Genomic DNA, 25,864 nt, shown 5'->3' on the forward strand with positions numbered 1-25,864 from the left:
GTGTCATGAGTGTCGAATCAAGCTCCACGGCGGGGATCGTTCCGGCGGCCACCGGTCGCAGGGCCGAAAATCCCGTAGCAGCCAAGGATATGGGTATTTCGCCACAGGCTAGCGTCAGTCCACCCTTTGCCGATCCGGCAGCGTTGGGCCTGGGCGCGTTCGCGATGACGACGTTTGTCCTCAGTGTCATCAACGCCGGGCTGATTCCCAAAGACGTCGAACCGGTGGTCCTGGGACTGGCACTTTTTTACGGCGGCCTGGCGCAGTTCGCCGCCGGAATCTGGGAATTCGCAAACCGAAACGTTTTCGGCGCGACAGCCTTCTGCTCATATGGAGCGTTCTGGCTCTCCTTCTGGTTCTTGAGCCAGTTCAGCGCTGCCGGCCTTCCGGCCGCGGACGCCGGCAAAGCGGTGGGCCTCTACCTCCTGGCCTGGGCGATCTTTACGGCTTACATGACCGTTTCGGCATGGCGGGTCAGCACAGGCGTTTTTGCCGTCTTCGTCTTCCTGACCCTCACCTTCATAGCCCTGTTTCTTGGTGCCTTCGCCGGAGCAACGGGTATGACGGTGCTGGGCGGCTGGCTCGGAATCGTGACAGCGCTGATTGCCTGGTACTGCTCCCTTGCGGTGGTGGCTAACGCCACCTACAAGCGCACTGTCCTTCCCGTGGGACGACGGTGACAGGCCATGGTCGCAGAGCCATCAGAAACGGATGAAACCATCGCAAACCTGCTGCACGAACAGCGGCGCTTCCCGCCGGAAGCCAGCTTTGCCGCGCAAGCCAACGCCACGTCGTCGGACTATGAGGAAGCTGCCGGCGACAGGCTGGCGTTCTGGGCGCGGCAGGCGGACCGGCTGGACTGGTCCCAAAAGTGGAGTGAGGTCCTGGACTGGTCGAATCCGCCGTTCGCCAAATGGTTCGTCGGAGGCAGGCTCAATGCAGCCTACAACTGCCTTGACCGGCACGTAGCTGCCGGCCGCGGAGAGAAGGTCGCCTACTACTTCGAAGGTGAAGTCGGAGACACCCGCACCATCACGTATGCCCAGCTCACCCGGATGGTCTGCCAGGCAGCAAACACGCTGACCCGGCTGGGAGTCATGCCGGGAGACCGGGTGGCCATTTACATGCCGATGATTCCCGAAACCGTGGTGGCGATGCTGGCCTGCGCCAGAATTGGAGCACCGCACACAGTGGTGTTTGGCGGGTTTTCCGCGGACGCGCTCCGGACCCGGATCCACGACTGCGACGCGCGGATCGTCATCACCTCCGATGGCGCCTACCGCCGCGGCAAGGCCACCGGTCTCAAGTCCGCCGTCGACGAAGCCCTGCTGGACTGCCCGGACGTTCGCAACGTCCTGGTGGTCCGCCGCACCGGGCAGGAGATCGATTGGACGCCAGGCCGGGATATATGGTGGCACGAATCGGTTGAACTCGCTTCCACGGAACATAACGCTGAAGCCTTCGACGCCGAACATCCGCTGTACGTCATGTACACATCGGGCACCACGGGTAAGCCCAAGGGCATCCTGCACACCACCGGCGGCTATCTCACGGGGTGCGCCTATACCCACTGGGCGGTCTTTGACCTCAAGGCGGAGTCCGACATTTTCTGGACGGCCGCGGACATCGGCTGGGTGACCGGGCACAGCTACATTGTGTACGGTCCCCTGGCCAACGGCGCCACCTCCGTGCTGTACGAAGGCACGCCGGACACCCCGCACCAGGGCCGGTGGTGGGAAATCATCGACAAGTACAACGTCTCGATTCTCTACTGCGCCCCGACTGCCATCCGGACCTTCATGAAATGGGGCGCCGGGATACCGGCCAAGTACAGCCTCAGGAGCCTGCGCCTGATCGGGTCCGTGGGAGAACCGATTAACCCGGCGGCCTACATGTGGTACCGGGAGAACATCGGTCACGGCCAAACGCCGGTCGTGGACACCTGGTGGCAGACCGAGACCGGAGCCATCATGATCAGTCCGCTCCCCGGAGTCACAGCAGGCAAACCGGGTGCCGCCATGAGGCCGTTGCCCGGCGTCGCGGCGGACGTCGTCAATGACGCGGGCACCCCGGTTGAAAACGGCTCCGGCGGCTACCTGGTCCTGACCGAGCCCTGGCCGTCCATGCTGCGCACCATCTGGGGTGACAACGACCGGTACGTGGACACGTACTGGTCACGGTTCCCCGGGCTCTACTTTGCCGGCGACGGCGCCAAAAAGGATGACGACGGGGACATCTGGCTCCTCGGCCGGGTGGACGACGTCATGAACGTGGCCGGACACCGGCTTTCGACCACAGAGATCGAATCGGCGCTCGTCGCGCATCCGAAGGTGGCCGAAGCGGCCGTCGTGGGTGCGCTCGACGAGACCACCGGGCAAGCCATCGTCGCCTTCGTCATCCTCCGCACCGAGGCTGGCGACGGTGGACCGGAGGTTGTGCAGGAGCTGCGGGAACATGTGGCCAAGGAGATCGGCAAAATCGCCAGGCCCCGTCAGATCATGGTGGTGGCCGAGCTGCCCAAAACCCGGTCCGGCAAGATCATGCGCCGGCTCCTCAAGGACGTCGCGCAGGACCGGCCGATCGGAGATGTCACCACGCTGGCAGACTCCTCCGTCATGGACCTGATCAAGGCTGGCATGCCGGGAGGGGCCGGCGGCCCGCACTAAACCGGTCAATGGAGCACTCGCCCTGGGGACCCGGATCATTGCGTGCGGGCACAGCCTTCGTCAGCGGATGGTCCCCCGGGGTGGCCGCTTTGGTGGGAAAGAGCTGCCGGCAGCTCATGCACGCAGCGCCGGTAAACAGATAGGCTGCCAGCGTTCCTGGGCCGGTGGATGTTGCGATCACCAGCCCGGTCAGGCCGATCAGGGGCCATCGGGTGTCGCAAACCGTGGCTTCGGCTCCGATTGGAGCATCAAGATAGCTGCCGACTATTAGGCCGGCCAGAAGCGAGCCGGCCGCGACAATGCCCGTATTCCTCCACCCGGCACCGGTAGAGCCCGCCATGCCGTTCATCGACATGACAACAGCGGCTGCGGCCGCCGCCGCGACCCCTGCGGCCGCCGCCGCGACCCCTGCGGCCACCCAGCGGACCGGCCTCCAGCGTCGCAGCAGGTCGAAGTCGCCGCTGAGCTGATGCTTCGCTACGGTCCTTGCCTGATCCTAGGGGTGCACGGGGTTCGGGGGCGTCATTGAGCGGCGGGCGTGCAGGGCGGTCCAGATGAGGACCGCACCCACCAGGGCCATGGCCAGGAATGCCAGCCCGGAGTAGCCCATTGATGCAAGAACTGGGCCCGCCAGTGCTCCGCCGATTGCCCCTGCGGCATTCATGCTGAGGTCCGAGATGCCCTGGATGGCGGGCCGGTCCTGGATGGGGACGGATTCGGCGACCATGGCGGAGCCGGCCACGACCGCAGCTGACCATCCGAGTCCGAGCAGGACAAGGCTGACCGTAACGCCGGTACGGGAGTCCGCCGCGAACCCGGCGATTACCAGGGAGGCCAGGAGCATGCCCTGGCCCAGGACTATGACGCGCACCCTCCCGACTTTGTCCGCCAGCCAACCGAACACGGGGGAGAGGGCATACATGCCCGCAATGTGCAGGCTGATGGTGAAGCCCACGATCACCAGGCTTGCTCCGTGTTCGCGCAGGTGGACCGGTGTCATGGACATCAGCGACACCATGGTGGCGTGGCTGAGTGCGACGGCGGCCACCGCGTAGCGCGCACCTGCGTTGCTGCGCAGTACCAGTGTTCCGCTCTGCGGCCGGGGGGCCTTGACGCTGGTGTCGCGCAGCGACATCGCAGTAAGCAGCGGGTCCGGGCGCAGCCCGGTCAGGTACACGAGGGCGGCGGCCAGCTGTGCGGCCACAGAGAAGGCGAAGGCGCCCGTCAGAGGAGGGAAGCCAAGCGCTGCACCCACGACCTCGCCCGGACCGAAGAGGTTGGGGCCAAGCACTGCCCCGATGGTGGTGGACCAGACGACGACGGAAAGATCCCGCGCCCTGGTGCCGGACCGGGCAAGGTCGGTGGCAGCGAACCTGGCCTGCAGGTTGACCGCGGAACCCGCCCCCAGCAGCATCAGTCCCAGCAGCAGCAGGGGAAAGACCGACACCCACGCCGACGTGATGGCGATCGCGGCGCCGGTTCCGGCGATGAGCGCGCCGGTAGACAGCGATATGCGCCGTCCCCGGGCGCCCGCGAGCCGGGCGAGGGGCACGGCAGCGACCGCGGCCCCGAGGGTGCTCATCGTGGCGGCCATGCCGGACCACGCCGGCGATCCGGAAAGCTGTGCCGCGAGCAAAGAGCCGAGGGATAGTGTGGCTCCCATGCCGATACCGCCGAGAATCTGGCCGCCGACCAGGACGGAGAGCACTTTGCGTTGAGGCGGTGCGCCGCTCGCTGGGCTGGCCAGGGATGCGGGGGACTGGGGTCCTGTCGACCCGGGTACAGATGGCATTCTGACAGTCTCTCAGATACCCCTAAGGGTATGCAAGGACTCCTTTTTCGAACGCCTGTGCCCGCATTTCCGGGCGGTCGCCCTACCGTCCGAACAGCTTCGCGAAGAAGCCCTTGCCGGTCGATGTCTCCTGTTCGTGCCCGCTGCAACGCTGAGAGGCCGGAACCCCGCGCATCACCTGGTCAACGTGCTGGCCGCAGCCCGCCCACGTCGTCTTCTGGCACTTCTTGCATGTAACGGCACGGCACATCGAATGGCTCCCTTAGCTGGCTGGATGGTCTTAACAGTATACCCCCTGGGGTATCTAAGTTCCGGCCGCAAGCCTCCGTCATGCCCCAAGGTGTTGCCTGGATTAAGGACGCCGCGACGGACATTGACCCCGAGATCCGAAGTGTTGCGCTCTCCTCCGGCGGTTCCGTCACATATGACTATCTGGTGGTCTGTCCGGGAATCCAGTTGGACTGGGACAAGATCCCCGGCATGGCCGAAGCTATGGAATCCCCGGCGGCGTCCAGCAATTACCGTTACGACCTGGCGCCCAAGACCTGGGACATGATCCGGAACCTGAAGTCCGGGACGGCCGTCTTCACCCAGCCCTCGGGACCGATCAAGTGTGCCGGCGCCCCGCAGAAAATCGCCTGCCTGGCCGCCGACTCCTGGCGCAAGCAGGGGGTCCTGCGGGACATCCGGGTGGTCATGGTCCTGCCAACGCCGGGCATCGCTACCCGGAAATCAAACAGGCCCCCGTGCTGGTGAAGAACCTGCTGGCTGAATTCGACCACACACTCCAGCCAGCCCCCAGCATCCCCTTCATCGACACCACCAAGGAACGCAGCGACATGTGGCTGCTCAAGCGTTACGGCTTGCCGTTCATGTACTGGAACCTGATCCTCAAGGGCCGCGCCTGAGGCTCCCGAAGCATCGGCCCTGAAGACAGCCCGTGGCCCGGGACAGTGCACCATCCCGGGCCGGCGGGGTAGGTCGCCACCTTCGAAGGAGGTGACGGCACCGGGTTAGGCGGCGGGGACGCTGTTCTGCCGGGCGTTCCAGGCGGCGTAGCTGCCGTCGAGTTCGACGACGTTGTACCCGGCGCGGCGCAGGGCGCTGGCGGCGACGGAGTTCCGCACACCGGACTGGCAGTAGGAGACGATGGTGCCGCCGTCGGGCAGTTCGTCCAGGTGCCACATGACGCGGCCGCCGCTGAGCTGGTGCGAGCCGGGGATGTGGCCGGCCTGGTGCTCGGTTTTGTTCCGGACGTCCAGGACCATGGCGGCGTCGAACGTCTCGAGTTCCTCGGGCTGGATCAGCGTGGGGGTGAAGCCGGGCAGCCCCTCGATGCCGGTGACGTACCCGGCGACGTTATCGATGCCCACCCGGATCAGGTGGTCCCACATCTCCTGCGCGGCGGCCTGGCCGGGGGCCAGGAGCACCAGCGGATTCGTGTCCGTCTCGGGGTTGACCACCCAGGCGCCGTAACTGGCCACGGACTTGCCGGCCGGGACGTTCAGGGACCGGGCCACGGTGCCCTGATGGACCTCGGTGTTGGAGCGGGTGTCAATGAAGGTCAGGGTGTCCTCGGCCAGGCCCGCGGCAACGATCTCCGTGGACAGCTCGGGCAGCGGGGCACGGTCGCCCAGGATGGCCGGGCCTTCCCGGTTTTCCCGTTTCATCCGGCCGAAGTAGGCGTGCGCGTCGGGCTGGCCCTCGAGGAGTTCATCGATGAAGCCCTGCTCATCGTTGGCGGCCAGGTACGGCCCCCACCAGGCGTAGAGCCGTTCGTAGCCCACGGTGGAGGACGGGATGGCGCCCAGGGCCTTGCCGCAGGCGCTGCCCGCACCGTGCGCGGGGTGGACCTGGACATGGTCCGGGAGGGTCAGGAACTTCTCCCGCAGGCTCACAAAGAGCTGCCTGGCGCCCACGAAACGGGTGTCGACCCCGCCGGCGGCCTCATCCAGCAGGTCCGGGCGGCCCAGGTCCCCGGAGAAGACAAAATCCCCGGAGAGCAGGTAGCCGGGCTGGTCGCTGAACGCGCCGTCGGTGACCAGGAAGGACAAGTGCTCCGGCGTGTGCCCGGGGGTATGCACGGCCTGGATGGTGATGTTGCCCAGGGTGATGGTGTCCCCGTCGTGCAGCCGCTCGCCCTCGAACCCGTACTGCCAGTCCGGCCCGCCCTCGCCGGAAACATAGATCGTCGCGCCCGTGGCCGCGGCCAGTTCCCGGGTGCCGGACAAGTAATCGGCGTGGATGTGGGTCTCGGTGACCGCCACGATCTTCATGCCGTTCTTCGCAGCCAGATCCTGGTACACGGCAATGTCGCGGCGGCCGTCCACCACGATCGCTTCACCCTTGGCCTGGCAGCCGATCAGGTAACTGGCCTGGGCAAGGTCTTCATCGTAAATACGCTCGATAAGCATCTGGTGCTCTCCTTCAGTGGAAAGGGGGTGGGGAGGGGGTCTGAATCCAGTATAGATACCCCGGGGGGTATCACGCAAGCGGATCGGGGCCTAGGCGGATTTCCTGCTGGACAGCCTTTTCAGGAGTTTGCGCAGGCGCCCTGGCGTATGGCCGGAGTGCTGGCCGGGCTGGTGTTCAGGAGCCTGGCGGTAGGTGACAGGGTGCCCTGCCCGGTACCACTCGGTGATTCCGCCGGCGACGTTGACCGCGGTGTATCCGCGGTCTGTGAGGAGCCGGGCGGCCTGGCTGCTGCGTTTGCCGGACCCGCACAGCAGGTAGATCGTGCCGTGGGGCAGGTCCGCGAGCCGGGAGGACAGTTCATCCAGGGGAATGTTCAGGCTCCCCGGAACATGGGCGGTGGCATGCTCCTCCCGGCTCCGGACGTCCACCAGTGTGGCGCGTGGCCACACTTTGGCGAGTTCGTCCGGCATGACGGTGCGGAACGCGTGCTGGTCCCTCATGATGTCAGGCGTGCTGGTGTCCGGCTTCGGCGCGGAGTTTGTCCATGTCCAGGTTCCTGACGGACTGGATGACCTCCTCGAGGCCGGCGGCGTTGAGCGCTCCGGGCTATGAGAAGACCAGTGTCTTGTCCTTGAACGCCATCAGAGTGGGGATGGAGGTGATGTTCGCTGCGGCGGCGAGGGCCTGTTCGGCCTCGGTGTCCACCTTGGCAAAGATGATGTCCGGGTGGCGTTCGGCAGCGGCGCCGTAGGTGGGGGCGAACATGCGGCAGGGGCCGCACCAGGCTGCCCAGAAGTCGACAAGGACGATGCTGTTGTCCTCCAGGGTCTGGGCGAAGGATTGCTCGGTGATGTCCATGGTTGCCATGATCTGTCGTGTCCTTTCAGTTGGGCTGGGGGTGTGTTGCGGCAGGGCCTAGGTGGTGGGGAGCCCGGCGCGGGTCCAGGCGGTCATTCCGCCGGTTATGGTGTCCGCTGTGTAGCCCGCGCCGTTCAGCGCATCGGCGACGGCGGCGCTCCGGTTGCCGCTGCGGCATACGGCGATCACGGGAACGGCGGGGTCCAGCTCGCCCAGGCGGGCCTGCAGCTGGCCCATAGGGATGTGCAGGGCGCCGGGGATCATGCCTTCCTCGACCTCGAAGTCCTCCCGGACATCGAGGATGCGGGCGGTAGAGCGGCGCTGGTCGGTTTCGGTGATGGTGATTTCAGCCATTGTGGTTCTCCTTCGAAGTGGTTTGTGGCTTGGTGTATGAATGCGGTGATGCGGCTAGCGGACGGGTTCGCCGGCCTGGCGCCAGGCTGCCATGCCGCCTCGCACCGAGTAGGCGTCGTAGCCTTTGGCCGCGAGGAGCCGGGCTGCTGAGGCAGAGCGGACGCCGGAGGCGCAGACGGCGATCACGGGCCGGGTTTTTTGGATGCCGGCGGTGCTGGCCTGCAGCCTGTCCAGGGGGACATGCTTGGCCTGCGGTGCCCGGCCGGTCCGCCATTCCTGGGCTGACCTGACGTCGATGAGCGTGGCGCCGGAACCCAGGAGGTCCTTGGCCTGCGCCACCGAGATCGTCTTGTAGGGCTTGCTGAAGGCCTTCTTGAGGGAATCGATCAGTCCCATGGTGGTTCTCCTTCGGGAATGGGTCGGGTTAGGCGGTGATGGTGCCGGCGGTGACCCAGGCCGCGACGGCGAAGATGAGTACCGCAAATGAGATGCGGATGTGTTTGTCGTGCAGGTGGCGGGCAAGCCGCGCCGCAACGAGGGATCCCACGATGGCCGGAATGGCAAACGACAGGGTGGTGGCCCAGTCGATCGTGTAGCCGGCCGCATGCGCGCTGAACCCTGCGGCGGAGTTGACCACGATGATCGCCAGTGATGTTCCAACGGCCTGCTTCATGCGCAAGCCCAGGAGGATGGTCAGGGCCGGGGTGATGAGGAAGCCTCCGCCCACGCCGAGGAGCCCGGTGAGGAACCCGACAAGCAGTCCAACGGCCACGGCTTTTGGGGCGCAGGACCGGAATGCACGGTTCGGCCCGGTGCTGCAGGACCCTTCGCTTTCGCGCGGTTTGCTGAGCATCCGGATGCCCGCAGCCACCATGATGAGGGCGAAGGCCAGCATCAGGATGTTCGGGTCCAGCAGCTTGCCCACGGCCGCGCCGCCCCAGGCCGCCGGGATCCCGGCGCCCCCGACCAGTGCGATCACAGGCCAGTTCAGGCCGGCCCGGATCCGGGGGAGCAGGGCGGCGAGCGAGGAGATTCCCACCACCAGCAGTGATGTGGGAATGGCCTGGGCGGGGCTCAGGCCCACTCCGTACACCAGGGCGGGGACGGCGATGATGGACCCGCCGCCGCCCACCACTCCCAGGACGATGCCAACGACGAGCCCCAGACCCAGGGCCGGAATCATGCCGCGGCGTCCTCGGCAGCTGCCGGAACGGGAAGCTGCAGGATGGCGCTTTCGCGGGTGGGCTCCTTGGCAGCCTTATTCCACGGCATGGCCGAGAGGGCCTTGCCCATGGCGCAGGTGTTGGTCGCGGCGGAGAACGTCAGGCCGGTGCCAATGGCTCCGGCCAGCATGCGGACCTTGGGGGAGAGGAACTTGCCTCCCACCAGGCCCACCATCACCAGGGAACCGGCAGCCAGGCGGACCTGGCGCTCCAGGTCCCAGCGGTCCTTGCCGATGACGACGTCGCCGCCGGCTGCGGCGAAACCGGGGACGCCGCCGGTCAGGACGTGGGCGGTGTCGATTCCGACTGCCGTCATCCGCTGGCGGGCCTGTTCGGCGCGCACGCCGGACTGGCAGACCAGAACCACGCGGGAACCCAGCCGGGCGGCCAGTTCGTCGGTGTGCTCGGAGAGCAGCGGCAGCGGGACGTTGTATGAACCGCGGATGTGCATGGATTCAAATTCTGCGGCCGAGCGCACATCGATCACCACGAGGTCCTGGTGCTCGGTGAACCAGGACCGAAGGGTCTCCGGGGCAAGTGCGGTCACGGCGGTTGATTTGGAAGGGGAAGTCATTGATGGCCTCTCGGGAGGGGACGGTTGAATACCTCACCGAGTATTACAGATACCCCCAGGGGTAGTCAAAACACCCATGGGGGTATATATTGAGTCGCATCACCCATCAACGGAGAGCCCTCTCATGGAACTGAACCCAAGCGAACTCACCCCCGTCATCAACCGCCTCAAGCGAGCCCAGGGCCAGCTCGCCGCCGTCACCCGGATGCTCGAGGAAGGCCGCGACTGCAAGGACATCGTCACCCAGCTCGCCGCCGTCTCCAAGGCCCTGGATAAGGCGGGTTTTGCGATCATTGCCACCGGATTGGAACAGTGCATCATTCAAAAGGATGCAAGTATGGGTACGAAAGACTTGGAAAAGCTCTTCCTTTCCTTAGCCTGACCGTTCCACTACACCGATCACATCGTGCCGCCGAACAGCGGATATTCGAACTAACCCCGATTTTTCATGATGGCCGGTGATGCCTGCTGAGTTCGGGCCCGCGTGCGGCCGGCGGTTGTTTTCTGTTTCGGGCAGTGAGGTGTGGCCCGTTGGTTCGTCTTGGGGTTGGCGCCGGTTCCACTGCCGGTTGATGGAGCTGTTCGTCGGGACGGGATGAGGGTCGTCTCAGCCCGAGGACAGCAACGGTCTGAGACGGCCGGTATTGGCCAGAAGCAGTTTCAGGAGGTCCTTTTCCGGCGCTGATTCCGGGAGCAGGAGCTGGGTGCGGCGGGCGCGGGTGATGATTTTCCCGGCAGTGGAGAAGAGCCGGTATCGCCAGCGTTTGATGTCCCACGCTGTGGCGTGATGGCCGTCCGGGAGGGCGGTGAGCTGGATCCAGGAGACAAGGTTGAAGGCGAGGGCGGCGATGTTGGCCCAGGCCTGGTTCGCGGCGAAATCAAAGAATGGCAGCTTGCCCAGGCCGGTGTTTTTCAGGGTTTTGATCCGGTTCTCACACCGGCCCCTGGCCCGGTGCCTGGCGTCCAGGAACGGTCCGTGCCAGCGGGGTGAGTTGGTCAGGAACGCGGTGATCCGGTGCCCGTCGGCATCGAGCAGGGTCGGCTGCGCGCCGGGATGCAAGGGCTCGGCGCGTAGGAACAGTTTGGTGCCCGGCGGGTAATCGGTGAGCGGGATGACGTCGGTGGCGTTGATGACCCACGCATCGGTCCGGTCGTTCCCGGTCTGGTCCAGGGCCGGCTGCCAGTACTGTTTGTCGCTGATCCAGTCGACCATGTGGGCCTTGCCGAACGGCAGGGTGTAGCTGGTTGAAAACTGCACGCCCAGGCTGTGCAGGTGCCAGAGGAACTTCCGCGACGCCCCGGCACTGTCGGTGCGGACCAGGACTTTCTCCCCGACCAGGGACCCGGCTCCGTCGTAGAAGCTCTCGGGCAGTTGGGCGGCAGCGGTGTGGAAAACCCGGATATGGTCCTCGGCGCTGTTCGCCCCGGCGTTCCCTGGCCGCAGCACGGCCGCGAGGATTTCCCCGGAACCATGCCCGGTGCCGTAATCACAGGAAGCGATGAACGGGGCGAATCCGTATCCGCCTTTGTAGGTGCCGGCGACGTTTTCCTTGTCCGAGTGCGAGGTCACCAGGGTCGCGTCGATGTCGATGATCAGCGGGTCCAAGGCTGTTGCGGTCAGGGCAGGGTTCCGGTTCCCGGCGGCGTTCCAGGCCCGGGTGCGCAGTTCCCTGGTGAGGGTTTCAAACCCGTAGCCGAACAGTTCCGGGTTCGCCACGGTGCGTTCGAAGAACCGGGACACGGTTGCGTTCGAGGGCAGCTGACCGAAGGCTCCGGGTGAGGACCGCAGGATGTCCAGATCCGATGCGTGTTCACCTCCGGCAGCGAGCATCGCGGCCAGGGAACCCACCAGCCGGCCGGGCCGGTGCTTCGCGCCGGAAGGAACAAACTGGCCAAGCCGGTCTTCGCAGAGGCGGCCGAATCCCAGCGCGTCCATGAAGCCTGTGAGCACCGAAACCCCGGCGTGGGAGATCAGCGACTGGCCGGTGAAACTGACCGGCACGGACGGGAAGATGCGACTATACTTTTGCATCGAAAGGGTGCTCCCTCGCTCGGCAAATAACGGTCTCGACAACCACTATTTTCCCAGTTCAGAGCACCCTTTCCCTGATTAAACACGCCCGGCGCCCCGTGAAAACCCCGGGCTAACTCGAGGAGCGTTATGACGTACACCCTGGCCACCACCGTGTCCCTTCCCTGGGCGGAAGCCCTGGAGCGCACCCGGGAGGCCCTTGCCGCGCAGGGGTTCGGCATCCTGACGGAAATCAATATCCGGTCCACTTTCGAAGCCAAGCTGGGCGCCGACGCCGCAGACGCCGTCGGGGATTACGTCATCCTGGGTGCCTGCAACCCCTCTCTTGCCAGCCGGGCCCTCGCGGCTGAACCCGAGATGGGTGCACTGCTCCCATGCAACGTAGTGGTGCGCCGGAACCGGGACGCCGAGGCCACCACCGTGGAGGCCATCGATCCGCAGGCCATGGTCCAGCTCAGCGGGGCCCCTGCCGTCAAGGAAGTGGCCGACGACGCCGGAACACGCCTTCGGAAGGCCCTTGCCAGCCTCGGCGGGGCAACGGCGTAAGTTTCACCGGCACTGCCGTAAGTTCCACCGGCACTGCCGGGCCTCACCACCCGGCAGTACCGGGACCACCCTTGAACGGGCCGACAATCTGTGTGGTGATCCAACCGCCGTAGAAGTCGCCCTCCTGGAAAGTTACGCGCTCACCATCGATTTCGCAGGAGTCCATCCGGCCCGGATAGAGGGCTATGTGGCTCCTGAGCGCTTCGAAGCCCGGCGTGGGTTCGGGGTAGGTCCAGCCCGCGCGGGGAGCGAGAGCTCCGCCCGCAACGACGTCAAAATAGTGCGCCACTCCCTTGAATTCGCAGTAACTTGTTCCTTCGACCGGGACCAGTACACCTGTAGGGAATGAGGACAGCGGTAGGTAGTAGACCGGCGGGTGGCTGGTCTCCAGGACGCGAAGTGCACTGGTGGTGTCGGCAATGATCTGGCCGCCAAACCGCACGATGACCCGTTCGGAGCGCGGCTCAACCCGTGGGGGCCGCGGGTAGTCCCATACCGATTCCTGACCCGCCCCGGGCTTAATGGGCCGGGGGCGACGGAACGGGCGGGAGGATCCGTGAGCAGGAGTCATGCCTCCATGCTGTCATCTTCTGCCTGCTGCGGCTGCACTCGCTGCCAAGGCTTCCGGGAGCACCTGCGCATGGTTCCCCTTCCGGGCGGATGCCCCTGTTGGTCCGGCGAACATCGGATGTATCGTTGACTATCGTTCGCGACGTGCAGAGGAGAGCATGATGCGTAATTCGTACCCGGCGGGCGGATTTGGCGGCCCCAACATTGAAGGCATGTGGCAGGCCGTTGAGGAGCTGCGCTCCAAGTTCGAGAAACGCGCGGGCACCCGCGCGGGCCGGGGGGAGGTGCGCTCGGCGATTTTGGCACTGCTCGCCGAGCGGCCGATGCACGGCTACCAAATGATCGGTGAAATCGAGGAGCGCAGCGGCGGCAGCTGGAAGCCGAGCGCCGGATCAGTGTACCCAACGCTGCAGTTGTTGGTGGACGAAGGATTCATCAGTGCGGAGGAATCCAACGGCCGCAAGATTTATTCGCTGACCGAAGCGGGCCGGGAAGAAGTGGCGGGCGCCGACGCGTCCGCGATCTGGGAGGAAAGCGGTGCGGCGCCCACAGCGGGGTTTGCTGCGCTGCCCAAAGCCGGCATTGAGCTCGCCCAGGCCGCGGCCCAGGTGGGCCGCACGGGCTCGCCGAAGCAGGTGCAGGACGCCGTGAAGGTGCTTGACGAGGCACGTCGTCGGCTGTACTCCATCCTCGCCCAGGACTGAAGAGGGTGACGTCAGCTCGCCGGGACCGGGCAGACCCGGTACCCGGCGTGAACAACCGTGCCCGCTATCGCCGCATCCTGCGCTTTGCCGCGCGGCATCTTGCGGTGACGTGGTGGTTTGAGCTGGTGCTCCCCAGGCTCGGACTGGTCAGGGTTGCAGAGCGCACCAGGGCCAGGCGGATGCGGCTGTTTGCGGAGCGGTTCCGCGCGCTTGCCGTGGACCTGGGCGGCCTGATGATCAAGGTTGGTCAGTTCCTGTCGTCCAGGCTCGATGTGCTCCCGCCCGAGATCACCAAGGAACTTGAGGGACTGCAGGACGAGGTGCCTCCCGTGCCGTTCGCCGCGATCCGCGCCCTTGCCGAGGCGGAGCTGGGGGCGCCGTTGAGCCGGATCTTCGCCTGGGTTGAGGAAACGCCCATCGCCGCCGCCTCCCTCGGGCAGGCACACCGGGCGCACCTTTCGGCCGCCAACGCCGCGGATGCCGGGCTGCGGAGCGTGGTGCTGAAAGTGCAGCGCCCGGGCATCGACGCGATTGTCGACGTCGACCTGGCGGCACTTCGCAAGGTTGGCGGCTGGCTCAGCCACGTGCGCCTGGTGGCCAACCGTGCCGACATGCCCGCCCTGGTGGAGGAATTTGCCCAGATCAGCCTCGCGGAGATTGACTACATGCACGAAGCAGTCAATGCGGAGCGCTTCGCGGCGGACTTCACCGGTGACCGCAGGGTCACTGTGCCCGCGGTGGTCTGGGAACGGACCACCCGGCGCGTGCTCACCCTCGAAGATGTCACCGCGATCAAGATCACGGACTTACCGGCACTTGTTGCAGCCGGAATCGATCCGGCGAAGGTCGCCCCCGTATTTGCAGCTGTGATGTTTGACCAGCTGTTCACCGAGGGCTTTTTTCACGCCGATCCGCATCCTGGGAACATCTTCGTCACCCCGGGCAGCCCTTCAGCCGCGGAACGCCCGTGGAAGCTGACGTTCATCGACTTCGGCATGATGGGTGAGGTGCCGGGCCGGACCCGCACCGGCCTGCGGAAGCTGCTGGTTGCAGCCGCCTCCCGCGACGGCAAAGGCCTGGTGGCCGCGATCAGCGATGTGGGCGTGCTGTTGCCATCGGCGGACACGGCAGAGCTTGAGCGCGCCATGACCCAACTGTTCGCCAGGTTCGGCGGAATGGGCTTTGCCGAGCTGCGTGAGGTGGACCCGAGGGAGTTCGTTGAGTTTGCGGCGGAGTTCGGTGACCTCGTCCGCTCGTTGCCGTTCCAGCTGCCTGAGAACTTCCTGCTCATCATCCGTGCAATGTCACTGACATCGGGGGTGTGCAGCTCCCTGGACGCACGATTCAATCTGTGGGACTCCGTTGAACCCTATGCAGCGCAGCTGCTGCGCAACGAGCGCGGCAACGTGGTGCAGGACCTGGCACAGCAGGGGCTCGAGACCCTCGGCGTTGCCCTGCGGCTGCCGAAGCGACTGGACGGGCTCGTCACCCGGATCGAGGACGGGTCGCTCTCGGTCGCCAACCCGCGCCTCGAACGGCAGGTGGCACGGCTCAACCGCACCATGCATCGCTTGGCATCGGCGCTGGTGTTCGGCGGCCTGCTCGTCGCGGGGTCCTTGGTCCGGGCTGCGGACCCGGTGCTCGGCAACGTCCTGATGATTGCCTCGGCGGTTCCCCTGCTGCAGGGTCTATGGGTGGGGCGCCGCGGCCTGTGACGGAGATGGCGGCCCGGATCCGTGCCACGTCCTCGCGCACGCCGGTGGGGCCGCGCTGGCCGCGGCCCCACCGGTGATGTCGTGACGGGAAGATGCGGGACAGCTAGTGCTCACGGCCGCACGAGGAGGAATCCACTGTTTGTACGGCGACCCCCAGAGTATTCCGGGCCAGGCTTCCCCAGGCATACACGATGGTGTTCTTGCCCTCGGTAACCTTGATGTCCGCGGGGCCGATCAGCGGGGCAGTGGTGCCCGCCGCTGCCACCGAGGCGGAAACTGTTCCTGCGTCGAGGGTAAGTACCTCCTCGTTCGGGTTGGTGAGTCCCTCGATGACGGCGGTCCCGCCGGCCAGCACGTCGACGTCAGGAGCCGCAGCGACATGCCGGACCGTCAGTTTGCCCTGTCCATCCGGGCTCGGCGACGTGTCGTTGGTGAAGAGCGTGGCCGTGGGTGAGCCGTCAGCGTCCAGGTGTGCCACCGCTGTGTAGTCCAGTCCGTCTTCCAGGTCCACTGTGACCGGGCCGATCACGGCCTCATCGGCGCTCTTGGCATCGGCCCCGGTGATGGCGATCCGGTGGTCCCCGTCAGGGACGGTCAACGGACCGGCCAAAGTGCCGGGCTTGAAGTTGTCCAACGTGAGCTTGCCGTCCAGCCACACATCCACTGTCAGTCCGGGGACGCCGTGGAGAACGGACAGTTTGGCTGTGGCATCGTCGCCCCGGTGATGACCGTTGGCGGCCTGGGCCGGGGAGGCGACGGCGAGTGCTGCCAACAGCGTCACTGCTCCGGCCGTGGCATAGATATTTTTGCGCATTTCCAACTCCTTTGGAGGGAGGGCCCGTTGAGGGCTCGGGTGTGCTGACACCCTTACTACCGCCCCGACACCGGGCTTGGATGCACCCCCCGGGAGAAGATTCTGTAAGCCGCCGCAGGAGTGGATATTCTGCCTGGTCAGTCCGCCCGCAGGTTCACCACCGGACAGTTCCGGCAGCCCCGTCCACCGTGATGTCCTGGCCATCCCGCAGCCGCGTGGTGGCCTCCGCAACACCCACCACTGCCGGGATGCCGTACTCGCGGGCCACCACAGCCCCGTGCGAAATGACGCCGCCCATCTCCATCACCAGGGCGCCTGCCGTCATGAACAGCGGCGTCCAGCCGGGGTCAGTGGAGGGTGCCACAAGAATTTCCCCGGGTTCCAGGTGGGCGCCGACGGGATCCATGATCACCCTGACCTTGCCGCTGGCGGTGCCGGCCGAAGCCGGCGTCCCCGTCAGCTGGTCTCCGGCGGACAGTCCGGGGCCCGCCGCGGCCTCGACATCGGTGCCGTCCGAGAGCAGAAGGCGTGGGATGTGCCGCCGCCGGAGCTCGGAGGTGTAGAGCCGACGGCGCCGGGAGACGATTCCCTTGAGGTCCGCACCGCGAAGGCCTATGCGCAGTTCGGTGAAGTCCAGGAAGAACACGTCACCGGCGTCGTCGATGGTTCCGTTCTTCACGAGTTCCACGCCCACGGCGGTGAGCTGCCGGTGCATCTCGGCGAGCACCATCACAATGCAGAACTTGGGCAGTTCCCGGAGGCCGGCGAGTTGCCGTGTCCGCCGCAGGCAGACCGAGACCAGCCGCGCCCGCAGCCGGCTCCTGGCCCCTGCCCGCGCCACCAGTTCGCTGATCCGGGCCTCCGCATGCTCTGATGCCCTGGTGAATTGCCGGTCCGGGGCCTGCTCGGGATCGTCCACGCGCAGATAGTTCGAAATCATTCCCAGGATGTGGTCCGGCTCCTCGAACCACCGGGGCATTCCCAGATCGATCTCCGCCACGGCCCGGTGACCGTACGTGGACAGGAACTGCCGGAGCCCGGCCTGGGCGGGCGCGGGAAGTTCGCCCCGGTGGTAGCGGGAAGCCAGCTCCGCAGGCGGCAGCTCCGTAAATGCGCGGCGCGCTTCCGGATCACCGCCCAAGGACACGGCCAGCTGCCACAGCTCCAGGTCCATCATGGTGGTCACATTGTGCGGCAGTCCGCGGAGCACAGCCTCGAGTTCACGCGGCTTGGCAGTTCCGCGCAGCAGCCTGCGGGCCGCAGCCAGCGTCAGGTACCCCACGGACGGCGCCGGGAGGGTGGCCTGGATCAACCCGTTGATGGAGGAGGCCAGAAGGTCCTCCGCGTGCTGGAGCCGCGTGGCCGCGTAGGCGGGCAGGGGGAGGACCAGGGTGGCCGCGAGCCGGTCCTGGTAGCGCTGCACCCTCCGCAGTTCGCGCTCCGGCCACAGCAGCGCGCGGACCATGGGGGGAAGCAAAGCGGAGAACTGGCCCAGGCTCTGCGCGGCGCCGGCGCGTTTGGATTGCGTTGTGGCCCGGGGAGTGCGTCCCGTGCCGCCGGCCTTGTGCCGGGAACGGCTGATGATGCTGAACCGCGGATCCGCCAGGAGCACAGGGAGGACGGCAGCCGACCTGCCGTCGGCAAGGGGGAGCGTTTTCAAGAGCGCTTTGCGGCCGTTTTTGTTACGGATGAGGGGTGTCAGCTCCACGTACATCCGAAGGCCCGGGTTGACGTAATTCCATGGCCCGCTGTCGCCCCTCATGAGTGCCAGGACGGAGAGCCCCATCGGCGTGATGGGGCGTGTGAGGCCCTGGAGCAGCGTGCCGCACAGGTAGATGCGCGCATCCCCGGAGGCTCCGCCGTCAGCGGCGGTCTGTCCCGTGAACGGGTCGTCGTCCGGGAGCGGGTAGAGCGTGGTGATGGGCCGCGACTGGGTCAGCCAGGCCTTGCCGGCCCGGTCGATCACCCATTCCAGGTCCTGCGGTGCACCCAGCAGCCGCTGGGCGGCGGCACCGCGGGAAGCCAGTTCGCGAAGTTGCTTCCCGCTCAGGCCGGGCGGCCGGCCCGGTGGTTGCCGCAAAACCCGGCCGGAGGCTGTCTCGAGCACAAAATGGTCCGGGTTCACAGCGCCGGAAACCACCGCCTGTCCCGGCCCGGAACTGGCATCGATAACCGTTTCGGTCCGCGTCCCGGTCACCGGATTGGCGGTGAAGAGCACGCCGGCCGTGGCGGCCTGGACCATGCGTTGAACGACGACGGCGAGGCCCACCCCGCGATGGCTGATCCCGTTCGCTGTCCGGTACGCCACCGCCCGGTCGGTCCATAGAGAGGCCCAACACTGCCGGACCGCCGCCACTACGGCGTCGGCCCCGGAGACGTCCATAAAGGAGTCCTGCTGCCCCGCGAAGCTGGCAAAGGGCAGGTCTTCGGCAGTGGCGGAGGAACGAACGGCCACCGGCCCGCCGCCCATCGCGGCATAGGCGCCGCGGAGGGCGGCCTCAACCTCGGGCGGCACCGGCGCCGCCGCCATCAGTTCACGGCCGCGCCGCGCGAGCTCGTTCCGGTCCGCGTCCGTTAGTCCGGGAGCGCCGTCCCGCAGTCCGCGAGCGCCGTCAAGGCTGCCGCGTCCGTCCAGCTGGGCCGCGAGGGCATCTATTTCCGCGGGAGCGGCCTTCCGGTAGCCGGCGGTGGTCAGGCAGAAACCCGGCGGTACCGGGAAATCCGCAGTGGTGAGGAGGCCGAGGTTGAGGGCCTTGCCGCCCACTGCGTCCAGTGCTGCGGGCGACGGCCGGCTGAGGTCAATGATGAGCTCTGCCTCGCCGGCGTCCCGCTCCGGATCAAGGCTCACGGAATCCATGTGCCCAGGCCTTCAGATCCTGGCTACGGGAAGATCCGGAGCGCCGTGTCCCAGTTGAAGTGTTGATGCTCGGGGCTGACCTGCAGGCCCATGACCACCAGCATGATGGCTTCAAGTTCGCGTGCCCGCCGGAGCGGCCCGACGTCGATGGGCCGGAGCCCCGCGGCGGCTGCGACGGCGCTGACCTTCTCCTTGGCCTGCTCCGAGTCGCCGGCTATGAAGACGTCCAGGTGCTGCCCGCCGACTTGTCCGTCCTCCAGGGTGGCGGCGAAGGTCGTATTGAACGCCTTGACGACATCTGCACGCCCTTCGAGGAGGCGGGCTGTTTCTTCGGCGGCGGACGTGCCCGGTTCGGTGGTGAGCCGGTCGAAGGTTGATACGTCCACGGGGTTGCTGATGTCCACCACCACCCGGCCTTCCAGTGAGTCCCCGGCTTCCAGGATGGCGTTGTGCACGTCCTTGTGCGGCATGGCCAGGAAAACGATGGCCCCGGTAATGCCGGCCCCGATGACGCCGCCAGTAGCGCCGGGCCCGAGGCTCTCCACCAGGTCGCGGGTTTTGGGTCCGTCCCGCCCCAGAATCTGGACGGGGTTGTTTCCCCTCAGCATTGCTTTCGCGAGTGCCCGGGCCATGTGTCCGCTGCCGAGAATGCTGATGTTGGTCATGATCATCCCTTGCCGAAAATGCCGTGGTCCTTGTCTCATCCAGTAGACCTGCACAGGGTGCCGGTGCAACAGGGACGAAAGCCCCGGATACCGGTCGCCTTCGTTCCGGCAGCCGTTGCTTCATGCCTCGCTGCCGTGTCTCAGGACGTCCGGCAGCTCGTCCACGAAGACGGTCTGTGGCGGCTCGTAGTAAATCACCAGCACCTGGTCGCCCACCTGGAAGCCGCTGGTCTTGTCGAAGGGGTGGGCGTGGAAGGCCATGGTGCCGCCGAGGTAGGGGAGCATGACCTCGCCGATGGTGTCCGGTCCGATGCGCCCGGTCACCCGGCCGATTTTGCCTGTCAGGCTCCGGTCAACATTCCTGTGCATCCCGGCTCCTAGGCCTCGGGCGAGGCGGGTGGGTGCTTGGTGTCCGGGCCCTTCTTCAGCGCGGAGGCCAGGGCGGGAAGGTAGTCGCCGGCCTGCGCGAGGATTCCGCCGAGCATCCTGTTGATCCCTTCGCCGCCGTTCAGGACGGTCATCTGGCCCACGTGCGAGAACGGCTCGGCGGCTGCGGCGATGATGGCGGGCATGTTTTCGGCGAGCTGCTGGGAGATGACGGCGTCCTGGTTGGTCCCCAAGGCCTCGGCCCGCGCCTTGATGCCGTCCGCCTCCGCGAGGGCCTTGGCTTTGATTGCGGAGGCCGCCGCGTCTCCCTTGGCCTTGGTGGCCGCGGCTTCGGCCTCGCCGGTGACCTTGGTGGCTCCGGCTGCGGCAGCCGCAGCGGTGGCATTGGCCTGGGCCTGCAGCTCCGTGCGGCGGGCGTTGGCCTGGGCTTCAAGTTCGGTGCGCCGGGCCAATGCTTCGGCGGCGCTGATGTCCGCCGCTTTCTGGCCTTCCGCGTCGGTTCGTTTGGCGTAGGCTTTCGCGTCTGCGGGTTTCCGGACGGTGGTTTGGAGCTTCTGCTCTTCCCGGTCTGCCTCGAGTTTGGCGACTTCGGTTTCCTGGACCACCACCTGCTGCCGGGCCGTGGCGTCGGCCAGGGGGCCGGCCTGGGCGGCGTTTGCCTTGGCCCGCTCGGCGTTGGCCTGCGCCACCGACTGCCTGATGGCTGAGACGCTCTGCGCGTCCGCGATCAGGGCTGCCGCCTCTGCTTCCTTCTCGGCCGCTTCGCGGTTGCGGGTGGCCTCGGCGATGCGTGCTTCCATTTTCACCTGGGCAATGTGCGGCTTGGCGATGTTCTGGATGTACCCGGTGGGATCCTGCAGGTCCTTGATCTGCAGCGAGTCCACCACGAGCCCGAGTTTTTCCATCTCCACGCCGCTGGCGCTGCGGACCTGCGAGCCGAGCTTGTCCCGCTCGCGAATGATCTCCTCCACGGTCATGCTGCCGATGATGGAGCGCAGGTGCCCCTCGAAGACGTTGTACACCTGGCTCTCCATTTTGGGCTGCTGCCCCAGGAAGCGGCGGGCGGCATTGGCAATGAAGGGCGGAGCGTCGCCGATCTTGTAGATGACCACGCCCTCGACGATCACCTGGATGCCCTGCGAGGTGACACAGGATACTTTGAGTTCAGTTTCGTTCAGGGTGAGCGACAGGGTCCGCACCGTCTGGAGGCCCGGAAGGACCAGGGCACCCTTCCCCGTGACAATCTTGAAATCCATCCCCGCGCGGGTGTCAAGCGTTCCGCGGGTCAGCCCGGAGATGATGAGGGCCTCGTTCGGTTCGGCCACCTTCCACATGAGTTTTGTTGCCACCCACACAAAGCCGATGGCGACAAGCACACCCACGATAGTAACGATGAGCGGGAAGAATGCTGAGAAGTCCGGCATGACCAGATCCTTTCAAGGGTGTGAATCAGGCACCGCGGTAAAGCCCAAAGCTGCAGCTGTCCGTTCCCGGCAGACCAAAATGCAGGTGGTTCCGGCCTGCCGGGGCAGCTGTTGTAGTCAGTCTGAGTCGGCGCAGGCCAAGAGTCCAGAGCGCTGCTGACTAGTCCGGTGGTGTTGCAGTGCCCGGACCCATCATGTTGAGCGGTCCGATCTCGGCGGGGTCATAGCCTTCGGCGTAGACAGGCGGGGCAGCCTGCCCCGGGATGAAGCTCGGAATGGTGCTGAGCGGAGTGCGGCGCCGGATCGCGTTGCGCAGGCCGAGCCCGGCAGCCAGGGCCACGCGTGACCACCAGGTGCTGCGGGGGAGTCCGAGGGCGGCGGCAAGCGGGGCGTCGTCGAGCATGGTGGCGATCATGCGTTCGGTGACGGGATGCAGGAGCCTTGGCTGCATGCTTTGAAATACCTGTACGGTGGCGCCCATCAGCGTCTTGCCCGCGCTGCTGGGCGCCACCCGGCGCCGTTCGTAGTCATCGAAGAACTTCGCCGCCGCCTCGAAGGTGACAGGGATGTCCGCAATATGGATTCTCGTGCCCAGTTCGCGGAAGAACCGGGTTGCGGCGTCCCGCTCGGTCTGCGTCGGTTGGCGCCAGCCGTGGAGCTCCGTCCACCGGATGGGAACCACCAGGAGGGTCATGAGCACGTACAGGAAATCCTCCGGGCTGCCCGGCACGTGCCGGTGGACCCGGTTTAGCAGTGCCGTCATCTGCCGGCCGCGTTCGGAGTCCAGCCCGCAGGCGATGAGTTCGTAGATCACCAGTCCGGTGTCAATGGACCGCTTCATGGGCCGGGCAGGTATTTCCCCGTTCCTCACCAGCGTGGCCGCACCGGAGGGAATGGCGAAGTTCCGGTAGTAGGCAAGGAAGAAGCCGAACTTGATGTCCTCAGCCAGGTCAAACAGCGCCATCTGGCGGAATGTCTGCTCCCAGTCTTCCGGATCCCGGGCCAGCTGCCTGTCCAGGCTCTCCGCCAGTGACGAGTGGAGCCGCATCATCAGAGAGACCTCCGTGACGAGAGTTTTCAGCCTTCGTGCGTTGTGGCGCCGGCGTCCGGTGTTGCCGCTCCGGCATCCGCTGCGGCCGCGTCAGCTGCCAGGGCCTGACGACGCCGATAGATTTGGACCGCGGTCACCGCCGGTACGGTGGCCAAGGCGACAGCCCGCATCCAAGGCCGGTCCAGGACGTGGCCGGTGAGCCCGTCCAGTGAGAACGCGCCGGGGCCGCCCAGGGTGAACGCTGCAGCCGCCACGGCCAGCACCGCCGGGTACTCAAGACCGCCTTCCGTGGCGAAGAATCCGCCGGGCGCATGGACGCTGGCCGCGACGGCCATGGTGGTGGTAGCGGCGGCGCCGGCGGCCGGGGTCGCCAGCCCCAAGGCAAGGGCCAGCCCGGCCCCGGCTTCTCCAACGCCGGCGAGGATGGCGCTGGATTTTGCCGGGCGGAAACCCATGGCGTGCATGCCCTTGCTGGTGCCTTCGAGGCCGCCGCCGCCGAACCAGCCGAAGAGCTTCTGCGACCCGTGGGCCATAAGCACGCCGCCCAGGGCAACCCGGAAGACAGTCTGGGCGGCGGTCGCAGCAGTGGAGCTGGTGGTTTCATGGCTCATGGCGTCCTCCATGGGAGATGATTTTCCGCTGCGCCGGGCGGCGCCGCCTGACCTGACGATTCTACGTCCGCGTCTGCACCGCGCTCAAAGGTCTTCAAAGAGATCGGTCAGGACGCCGGCCGCCCCGGCCATTCCTTGCCGGCCCACGGGTCGTAGTCGGCAATAAGCTCCTCCTGCGGCGGACGCTCAGTCTCAGGGATGTGTTGGAGATTGACCCGCACCCGGTACCAGAGCGAACTCGATCCGCGCATCCCGTCTATAAGCACATCGGCCGGATGCAGGCCCGGAACGAGGTCCGCATGCCGGGCCTTCCACGCGTCGAGCGCCGCGAGGGCTTCGGGCTTGGTCCTGGTACGGGCCACTTCGACCAGCGGCATCACCGACTGCCGGCGCCCGGAACCGTCGCCCGCGCGCGGCGGCTTTTCGGCGGGACCCAGCTCCTTGGCGAGGGCGAGGAGCCCTTCCAGCGAGCCGACGGCGTCGTCGATCCCCGCGTGCGGGTCGCCCAGATCGGCGAAGCGCCCCGGAACCGTGAGAACGGTGAACTGTTCCGGACGGGCCGAACGGACCTCGTCCCAGGTGAGCGGCGTGGAGACCCTGGCATCGGGCAGCGGCCGCACGGAGTAAGCGGATGCCACCGTGCGGTCCTTGGCGTTCTGGTTGAAGTCGACAAACACGCTCTCCCCGCGCTCCTCCTTCCACCAGCGGGCGGTGGCCAGGCCGGGAGCGCGGTTCTCCACCTCGCGCGCGAGGGTCTCGGCGGCCAGTCGCACGTCCCGGTAGGACCACGTTGGCGCAATCCGCACCAGGATGTGGAGCCCCCGCGACCCGCTGGTTTTCGGCCACCCCACGAGTCCGACGTCGTCGAGCACCTCCTGCGCGACATACGCGACATCGACGATCTGGTTGCAGTCCACGCCCGGCATCGGATCGAGGTCCACCCGGAGCTCGTCGGGGTGTTCGAGGTCCTCGGCGCGCACCGGGTGCGGGTTCAGGTCCAGGCAGCCCAGATTCACCACCCAGGCGAGCCCGGCGGCATCACGGATCACGGCCTCTTCGGCCGAGGTGCCGGAGGCGTAGTGCAAGGTGGCGGTGTCGATGAAATCGGGGTGGTTTTCGGGTACACGCTTTTGGAAAAACGGCTCACTGTCAATGCCCTTCGGAAAGCGTTTGAGCACCATCGGCCGGCCGGCCGCCCCGCGCAGCGCACCGTCCGCCACCTTGAGGTAGTAACGGACCAGGTCAAGCTTCGTGAGCCCCGGCCCGGGGAAGACCACCTTGTCCGGACTGGAGATGCGAACCTCCGCGCCGGCAATGGTGAGGATCTCGGCCGGAGTCTTTGAGGGGTTCATGACGCCACGCTAGCAACGATCGGATATCCCAACCAGACCGCCTGGCCTGGTCACTGGCGGCCCGGGCGGTCAGCCACCAAGCAGCCTGCCGCTGGAACCGCGCACAATCAGGCTGGTGGGCAGTTCCGCACCGCCCGCACCGCGCACGTTCGGGGACCCGTCGTCCGCGTTTGGCAGGGCCGCCAGAACGAGGGACAGCGCCGTGGCGCCGGCTTCGGTGAACGGCGCGGCGATGGTGGTCAGGGCCGGGGTGGTGAAGTCGGAGCCGAAAATATTGTCGAAGCCCACCACGCTGAACTCGTCGGGTATGGTCACTTTCGCCGCCTGCAGTTCCCGCATCAGCCCGATGGCCAGGACATCGTTGAAGCATAGGCCGGCGGTGGCCCCGGAGGCGATCACGTCCCTCGCGGCACGCCGGCCGCCCTCGGCGGTGGGTGCCGTGGTGGGGATGAGCAGGGCCTCGCGCCCTGTCCATTCACAGGCGGACCGCAGGCATTCCCAGCGGCGGGCCGAAAGCCATGAGGTGTCCGGGCCGGCCAGGAAGGCGATCCTGCGGTGGCCGCCGGACGCAAGGTGGCGGACCGCTTCGGAGATGCCGGGTTCCACGTCGGGGACTACCGAGTCGACACCTGCCACGCTGCGGTTGATGACGGTGACAGGCTTCGTGGCGTTCAGTGCCCTGATCTCAGGATCGGACATGCGCGGGCTGGCGAGGATGATGCCGTCGGTGGAAGGCTGGATCCGCCGGGCAACCCTCAGCTCCGTTGCCGCCGATTCAGCGGATTCGGCGAGCACCAGCGTCAGGCCGTTCGCGGCGGCGGCGGCCTGGGCGCCGCGGATCATGTCGAAATAGCTGGGGTTCGTGATGTCCGCGACGATCAGCCCGACCGTGCCGGTCCGGCCCGTCAGGAGGGAACGGGCGAGGGGGCTTGCTCTGAAGTTGAGCTCCGCGGCCGCCTGCTCCACGAGTTTCCTTGTTTTGGCGCTCACCCGTTCCGGTTTTCCCAGGGCCCGGGACACGGTGGAGGGATTGACGCCGGCAATCTTTGCGATGTCGTAAATCGTGACCTTGGTGCCGGCCGGGCCGGAGCTCTTCGCCATGGCTACATTCTCCCAAACACCAACCCCCTGTTGCCTCATTGCAATACCTCCGGGAAGACTTATTCGTTGCCTCATCTGAAAACCTCCGGTTGAGGGTTTCGTTGCCTCATTGAAAAACCCCCGGTTCTTCAGTTGTTCCAGGCCTTGTTGACG

27 protein-coding genes and 1 pseudogene are annotated in these 25,864 nt (G+C 66.5%); 9 read left to right on the forward strand and 19 right to left on the reverse strand.

What is annotated here, in order from left to right:
• Nucleotides 1–5 precede the first annotated feature (5 nt).
• The 3 genes from PY310_RS16875 to PY310_RS16885 all read left to right on the forward strand — a co-directional run bounded on the left by PY310_RS16875 (nucleotide 6) and on the right by PY310_RS16885 (nucleotide 3,136).
• Nucleotides 6–680 (forward strand): acetate uptake transporter, encoded by a 675-nt coding sequence (locus PY310_RS16875; RefSeq protein ID WP_275215626.1) that lies wholly within the window; start codon nucleotides 6–8, stop codon nucleotides 678–680.
• 6 nt (nucleotides 681–686) lie between these two features.
• On the forward strand, nucleotides 687–2,666 hold the full coding sequence (gene acs, locus PY310_RS16880) for an acetate--CoA ligase (protein ID WP_275215627.1): 1,980 nt from the start codon (nucleotides 687–689) through the stop codon (nucleotides 2,664–2,666).
• Nucleotides 2,667–3,004: 338 nt separating this feature from the next.
• Nucleotides 3,005–3,136 (forward strand): hypothetical protein, encoded by a 132-nt coding sequence (locus PY310_RS16885; RefSeq protein ID WP_275215628.1) that lies wholly within the window; start codon nucleotides 3,005–3,007, stop codon nucleotides 3,134–3,136.
• A gap of 26 nt (nucleotides 3,137–3,162) precedes the next feature.
• Here the strand turns inward: PY310_RS16885 and PY310_RS16890 are convergent, their stop codons facing one another.
• On the reverse strand, nucleotides 3,163–4,458 hold the full coding sequence (locus PY310_RS16890) for an MFS transporter (RefSeq protein ID WP_275215629.1): 1,296 nt from the start codon (nucleotides 4,456–4,458) through the stop codon (nucleotides 3,163–3,165).
• Nucleotides 4,459–4,788: 330 nt separating this feature from the next.
• Between PY310_RS16890 and PY310_RS16895 the strand changes: the two genes are divergently transcribed.
• Nucleotides 4,789–5,214, forward strand: a complete 426-nt coding sequence (locus PY310_RS16895) for an NAD(P)/FAD-dependent oxidoreductase (protein WP_275215630.1) — start codon at nucleotides 4,789–4,791, stop codon at nucleotides 5,212–5,214.
• Complete coding sequence (locus PY310_RS16900; RefSeq protein ID WP_275215631.1) at nucleotides 5,205–5,366, forward strand: hypothetical protein; 162 nt, start codon at nucleotides 5,205–5,207, stop codon at nucleotides 5,364–5,366. The genes PY310_RS16895 and PY310_RS16900 overlap by 10 nt, the downstream gene beginning before the upstream one ends.
• 105 nt (nucleotides 5,367–5,471) lie before the next feature.
• Here PY310_RS16900 and PY310_RS16905 read toward each other — a convergent pair whose 3' ends face one another.
• The 7 genes and pseudogenes from PY310_RS16905 to PY310_RS16935 all read right to left on the reverse strand — a co-directional run bounded on the left by PY310_RS16905 (nucleotide 5,472) and on the right by PY310_RS16935 (nucleotide 9,882).
• Nucleotides 5,472–6,872, reverse strand: a complete 1,401-nt coding sequence (locus PY310_RS16905; protein ID WP_275215632.1) for an MBL fold metallo-hydrolase — start codon at nucleotides 6,870–6,872, stop codon at nucleotides 5,472–5,474.
• Between the two features lie 90 nt (nucleotides 6,873–6,962).
• Nucleotides 6,963–7,373, reverse strand: coding sequence for a rhodanese-like domain-containing protein (locus tag PY310_RS16910; RefSeq protein ID WP_275215633.1), 411 nt, complete (start codon nucleotides 7,371–7,373; stop codon nucleotides 6,963–6,965).
• 4 nt (nucleotides 7,374–7,377) lie between these two features.
• A pseudogene (gene trxA, locus PY310_RS16915) lies at nucleotides 7,378–7,740 on the reverse strand (thioredoxin).
• Between the two features lie 48 nt (nucleotides 7,741–7,788).
• On the reverse strand, nucleotides 7,789–8,085 hold the full coding sequence (locus PY310_RS16920) for a rhodanese-like domain-containing protein (RefSeq protein WP_275215634.1): 297 nt from the start codon (nucleotides 8,083–8,085) through the stop codon (nucleotides 7,789–7,791).
• Nucleotides 8,086–8,139: 54 nt separating this feature from the next.
• Nucleotides 8,140–8,481 carry a rhodanese-like domain-containing protein gene (locus PY310_RS16925; protein ID WP_275215635.1) on the reverse strand — a complete coding sequence of 114 codons (342 nt, stop codon included), beginning with the start codon at nucleotides 8,479–8,481 and terminating at the stop codon, nucleotides 8,140–8,142.
• A 28-nt stretch (nucleotides 8,482–8,509) separates the two neighbouring features.
• On the reverse strand, nucleotides 8,510–9,268 hold the full coding sequence (locus PY310_RS16930; protein WP_275215636.1) for a sulfite exporter TauE/SafE family protein: 759 nt from the start codon (nucleotides 9,266–9,268) through the stop codon (nucleotides 8,510–8,512).
• Nucleotides 9,265–9,882: a rhodanese-like domain-containing protein gene (locus PY310_RS16935; RefSeq protein ID WP_275215637.1), complete on the reverse strand. Its 618-nt coding sequence runs from the start codon at nucleotides 9,880–9,882 to the stop codon at nucleotides 9,265–9,267. Before PY310_RS16935 ends, PY310_RS16930 begins: the two co-directional genes overlap by 4 nt.
• Nucleotides 9,883–10,006: 124 nt before the next feature.
• On the opposite strand from PY310_RS16935, the gene PY310_RS16940 reads away from it, so the two are divergent.
• The gene (locus tag PY310_RS16940) at nucleotides 10,007–10,264 is read left to right on the forward strand and encodes a metal-sensitive transcriptional regulator (RefSeq protein WP_275215638.1); all 258 of its coding nucleotides are present in this window, start codon (nucleotides 10,007–10,009) and stop codon (nucleotides 10,262–10,264) included.
• A gap of 225 nt (nucleotides 10,265–10,489) precedes the next feature.
• Here the strand turns inward: PY310_RS16940 and PY310_RS16945 are convergent, their stop codons facing one another.
• Nucleotides 10,490–11,914 (reverse strand): IS1380 family transposase, encoded by a 1,425-nt coding sequence (locus PY310_RS16945; protein ID WP_275215639.1) that lies wholly within the window; start codon nucleotides 11,912–11,914, stop codon nucleotides 10,490–10,492.
• Between the two features lie 129 nt (nucleotides 11,915–12,043).
• On the opposite strand from PY310_RS16945, the gene PY310_RS16950 reads away from it, so the two are divergent.
• On the forward strand, nucleotides 12,044–12,460 hold the full coding sequence (locus PY310_RS16950; protein ID WP_275215640.1) for a DUF302 domain-containing protein: 417 nt from the start codon (nucleotides 12,044–12,046) through the stop codon (nucleotides 12,458–12,460).
• A 43-nt stretch (nucleotides 12,461–12,503) separates the two neighbouring features.
• On the opposite strand, the gene PY310_RS16955 is transcribed toward PY310_RS16950, so the two are convergent.
• Nucleotides 12,504–13,031 carry a DUF427 domain-containing protein gene (locus tag PY310_RS16955; protein ID WP_275215641.1) on the reverse strand — a complete coding sequence of 176 codons (528 nt, stop codon included), beginning with the start codon at nucleotides 13,029–13,031 and terminating at the stop codon, nucleotides 12,504–12,506.
• A 160-nt stretch (nucleotides 13,032–13,191) separates the two neighbouring features.
• Between PY310_RS16955 and PY310_RS16960 the strand changes: the two genes are divergently transcribed.
• Both PY310_RS16960 and PY310_RS16965 read left to right on the forward strand, forming a co-directional pair.
• Nucleotides 13,192–13,734, forward strand: coding sequence for a PadR family transcriptional regulator (locus PY310_RS16960; RefSeq protein WP_275215654.1), 543 nt, complete (start codon nucleotides 13,192–13,194; stop codon nucleotides 13,732–13,734).
• A gap of 5 nt (nucleotides 13,735–13,739) precedes the next feature.
• Nucleotides 13,740–15,449: an ABC1 kinase family protein gene (locus PY310_RS16965; protein ID WP_275215642.1), complete on the forward strand. Its 1,710-nt coding sequence runs from the start codon at nucleotides 13,740–13,742 to the stop codon at nucleotides 15,447–15,449.
• A 103-nt stretch (nucleotides 15,450–15,552) separates the two neighbouring features.
• On the opposite strand, the gene PY310_RS16970 is transcribed toward PY310_RS16965, so the two are convergent.
• The 9 genes from PY310_RS16970 to PY310_RS17010 form a co-directional block, all read right to left on the reverse strand.
• Complete coding sequence (locus PY310_RS16970) at nucleotides 15,553–16,263, reverse strand: DUF4397 domain-containing protein (protein WP_275215643.1); 711 nt, start codon at nucleotides 16,261–16,263, stop codon at nucleotides 15,553–15,555.
• Nucleotides 16,264–16,417: 154 nt separating this feature from the next.
• Entirely contained in the window at nucleotides 16,418–19,120 is a 2,703-nt protein-coding gene (locus PY310_RS16975) for a PEP/pyruvate-binding domain-containing protein (RefSeq protein WP_275215644.1), read from the reverse strand.
• Nucleotides 19,121–19,143: 23 nt separating this feature from the next.
• On the reverse strand, nucleotides 19,144–19,785 hold the full coding sequence (locus PY310_RS16980) for an NADPH-dependent F420 reductase (protein ID WP_275215645.1): 642 nt from the start codon (nucleotides 19,783–19,785) through the stop codon (nucleotides 19,144–19,146).
• A gap of 120 nt (nucleotides 19,786–19,905) precedes the next feature.
• On the reverse strand, nucleotides 19,906–20,154 hold the full coding sequence (locus tag PY310_RS16985) for a hypothetical protein (RefSeq protein ID WP_275215646.1): 249 nt from the start codon (nucleotides 20,152–20,154) through the stop codon (nucleotides 19,906–19,908).
• Between the two features lie 8 nt (nucleotides 20,155–20,162).
• Nucleotides 20,163–21,596 (reverse strand): flotillin family protein, encoded by a 1,434-nt coding sequence (locus PY310_RS16990; protein WP_275215647.1) that lies wholly within the window; start codon nucleotides 21,594–21,596, stop codon nucleotides 20,163–20,165.
• A 160-nt stretch (nucleotides 21,597–21,756) separates the two neighbouring features.
• Nucleotides 21,757–22,647 carry an oxygenase MpaB family protein gene (locus PY310_RS16995; protein ID WP_275215648.1) on the reverse strand — a complete coding sequence of 297 codons (891 nt, stop codon included), beginning with the start codon at nucleotides 22,645–22,647 and terminating at the stop codon, nucleotides 21,757–21,759.
• Between the two features lie 26 nt (nucleotides 22,648–22,673).
• Nucleotides 22,674–23,258: a DoxX family membrane protein gene (locus PY310_RS17000; protein ID WP_275215649.1), complete on the reverse strand. Its 585-nt coding sequence runs from the start codon at nucleotides 23,256–23,258 to the stop codon at nucleotides 22,674–22,676.
• Nucleotides 23,259–23,365: 107 nt separating this feature from the next.
• Nucleotides 23,366–24,610, reverse strand: a complete 1,245-nt coding sequence (gene ligD, locus PY310_RS17005; RefSeq protein WP_275215650.1) for a non-homologous end-joining DNA ligase — start codon at nucleotides 24,608–24,610, stop codon at nucleotides 23,366–23,368.
• A gap of 69 nt (nucleotides 24,611–24,679) precedes the next feature.
• Nucleotides 24,680–25,711 carry a LacI family DNA-binding transcriptional regulator gene (locus PY310_RS17010; RefSeq protein WP_275215651.1) on the reverse strand — a complete coding sequence of 344 codons (1,032 nt, stop codon included), beginning with the start codon at nucleotides 25,709–25,711 and terminating at the stop codon, nucleotides 24,680–24,682.
• Nucleotides 25,712–25,864 lie beyond the last annotated feature (153 nt).

Source organism: Pseudarthrobacter naphthalenicus, from assembly GCF_029076445.1.
In the GTDB taxonomy this organism is placed as follows: Bacteria; Actinomycetota; Actinomycetes; order Actinomycetales; family Micrococcaceae; genus Arthrobacter; species Arthrobacter naphthalenicus.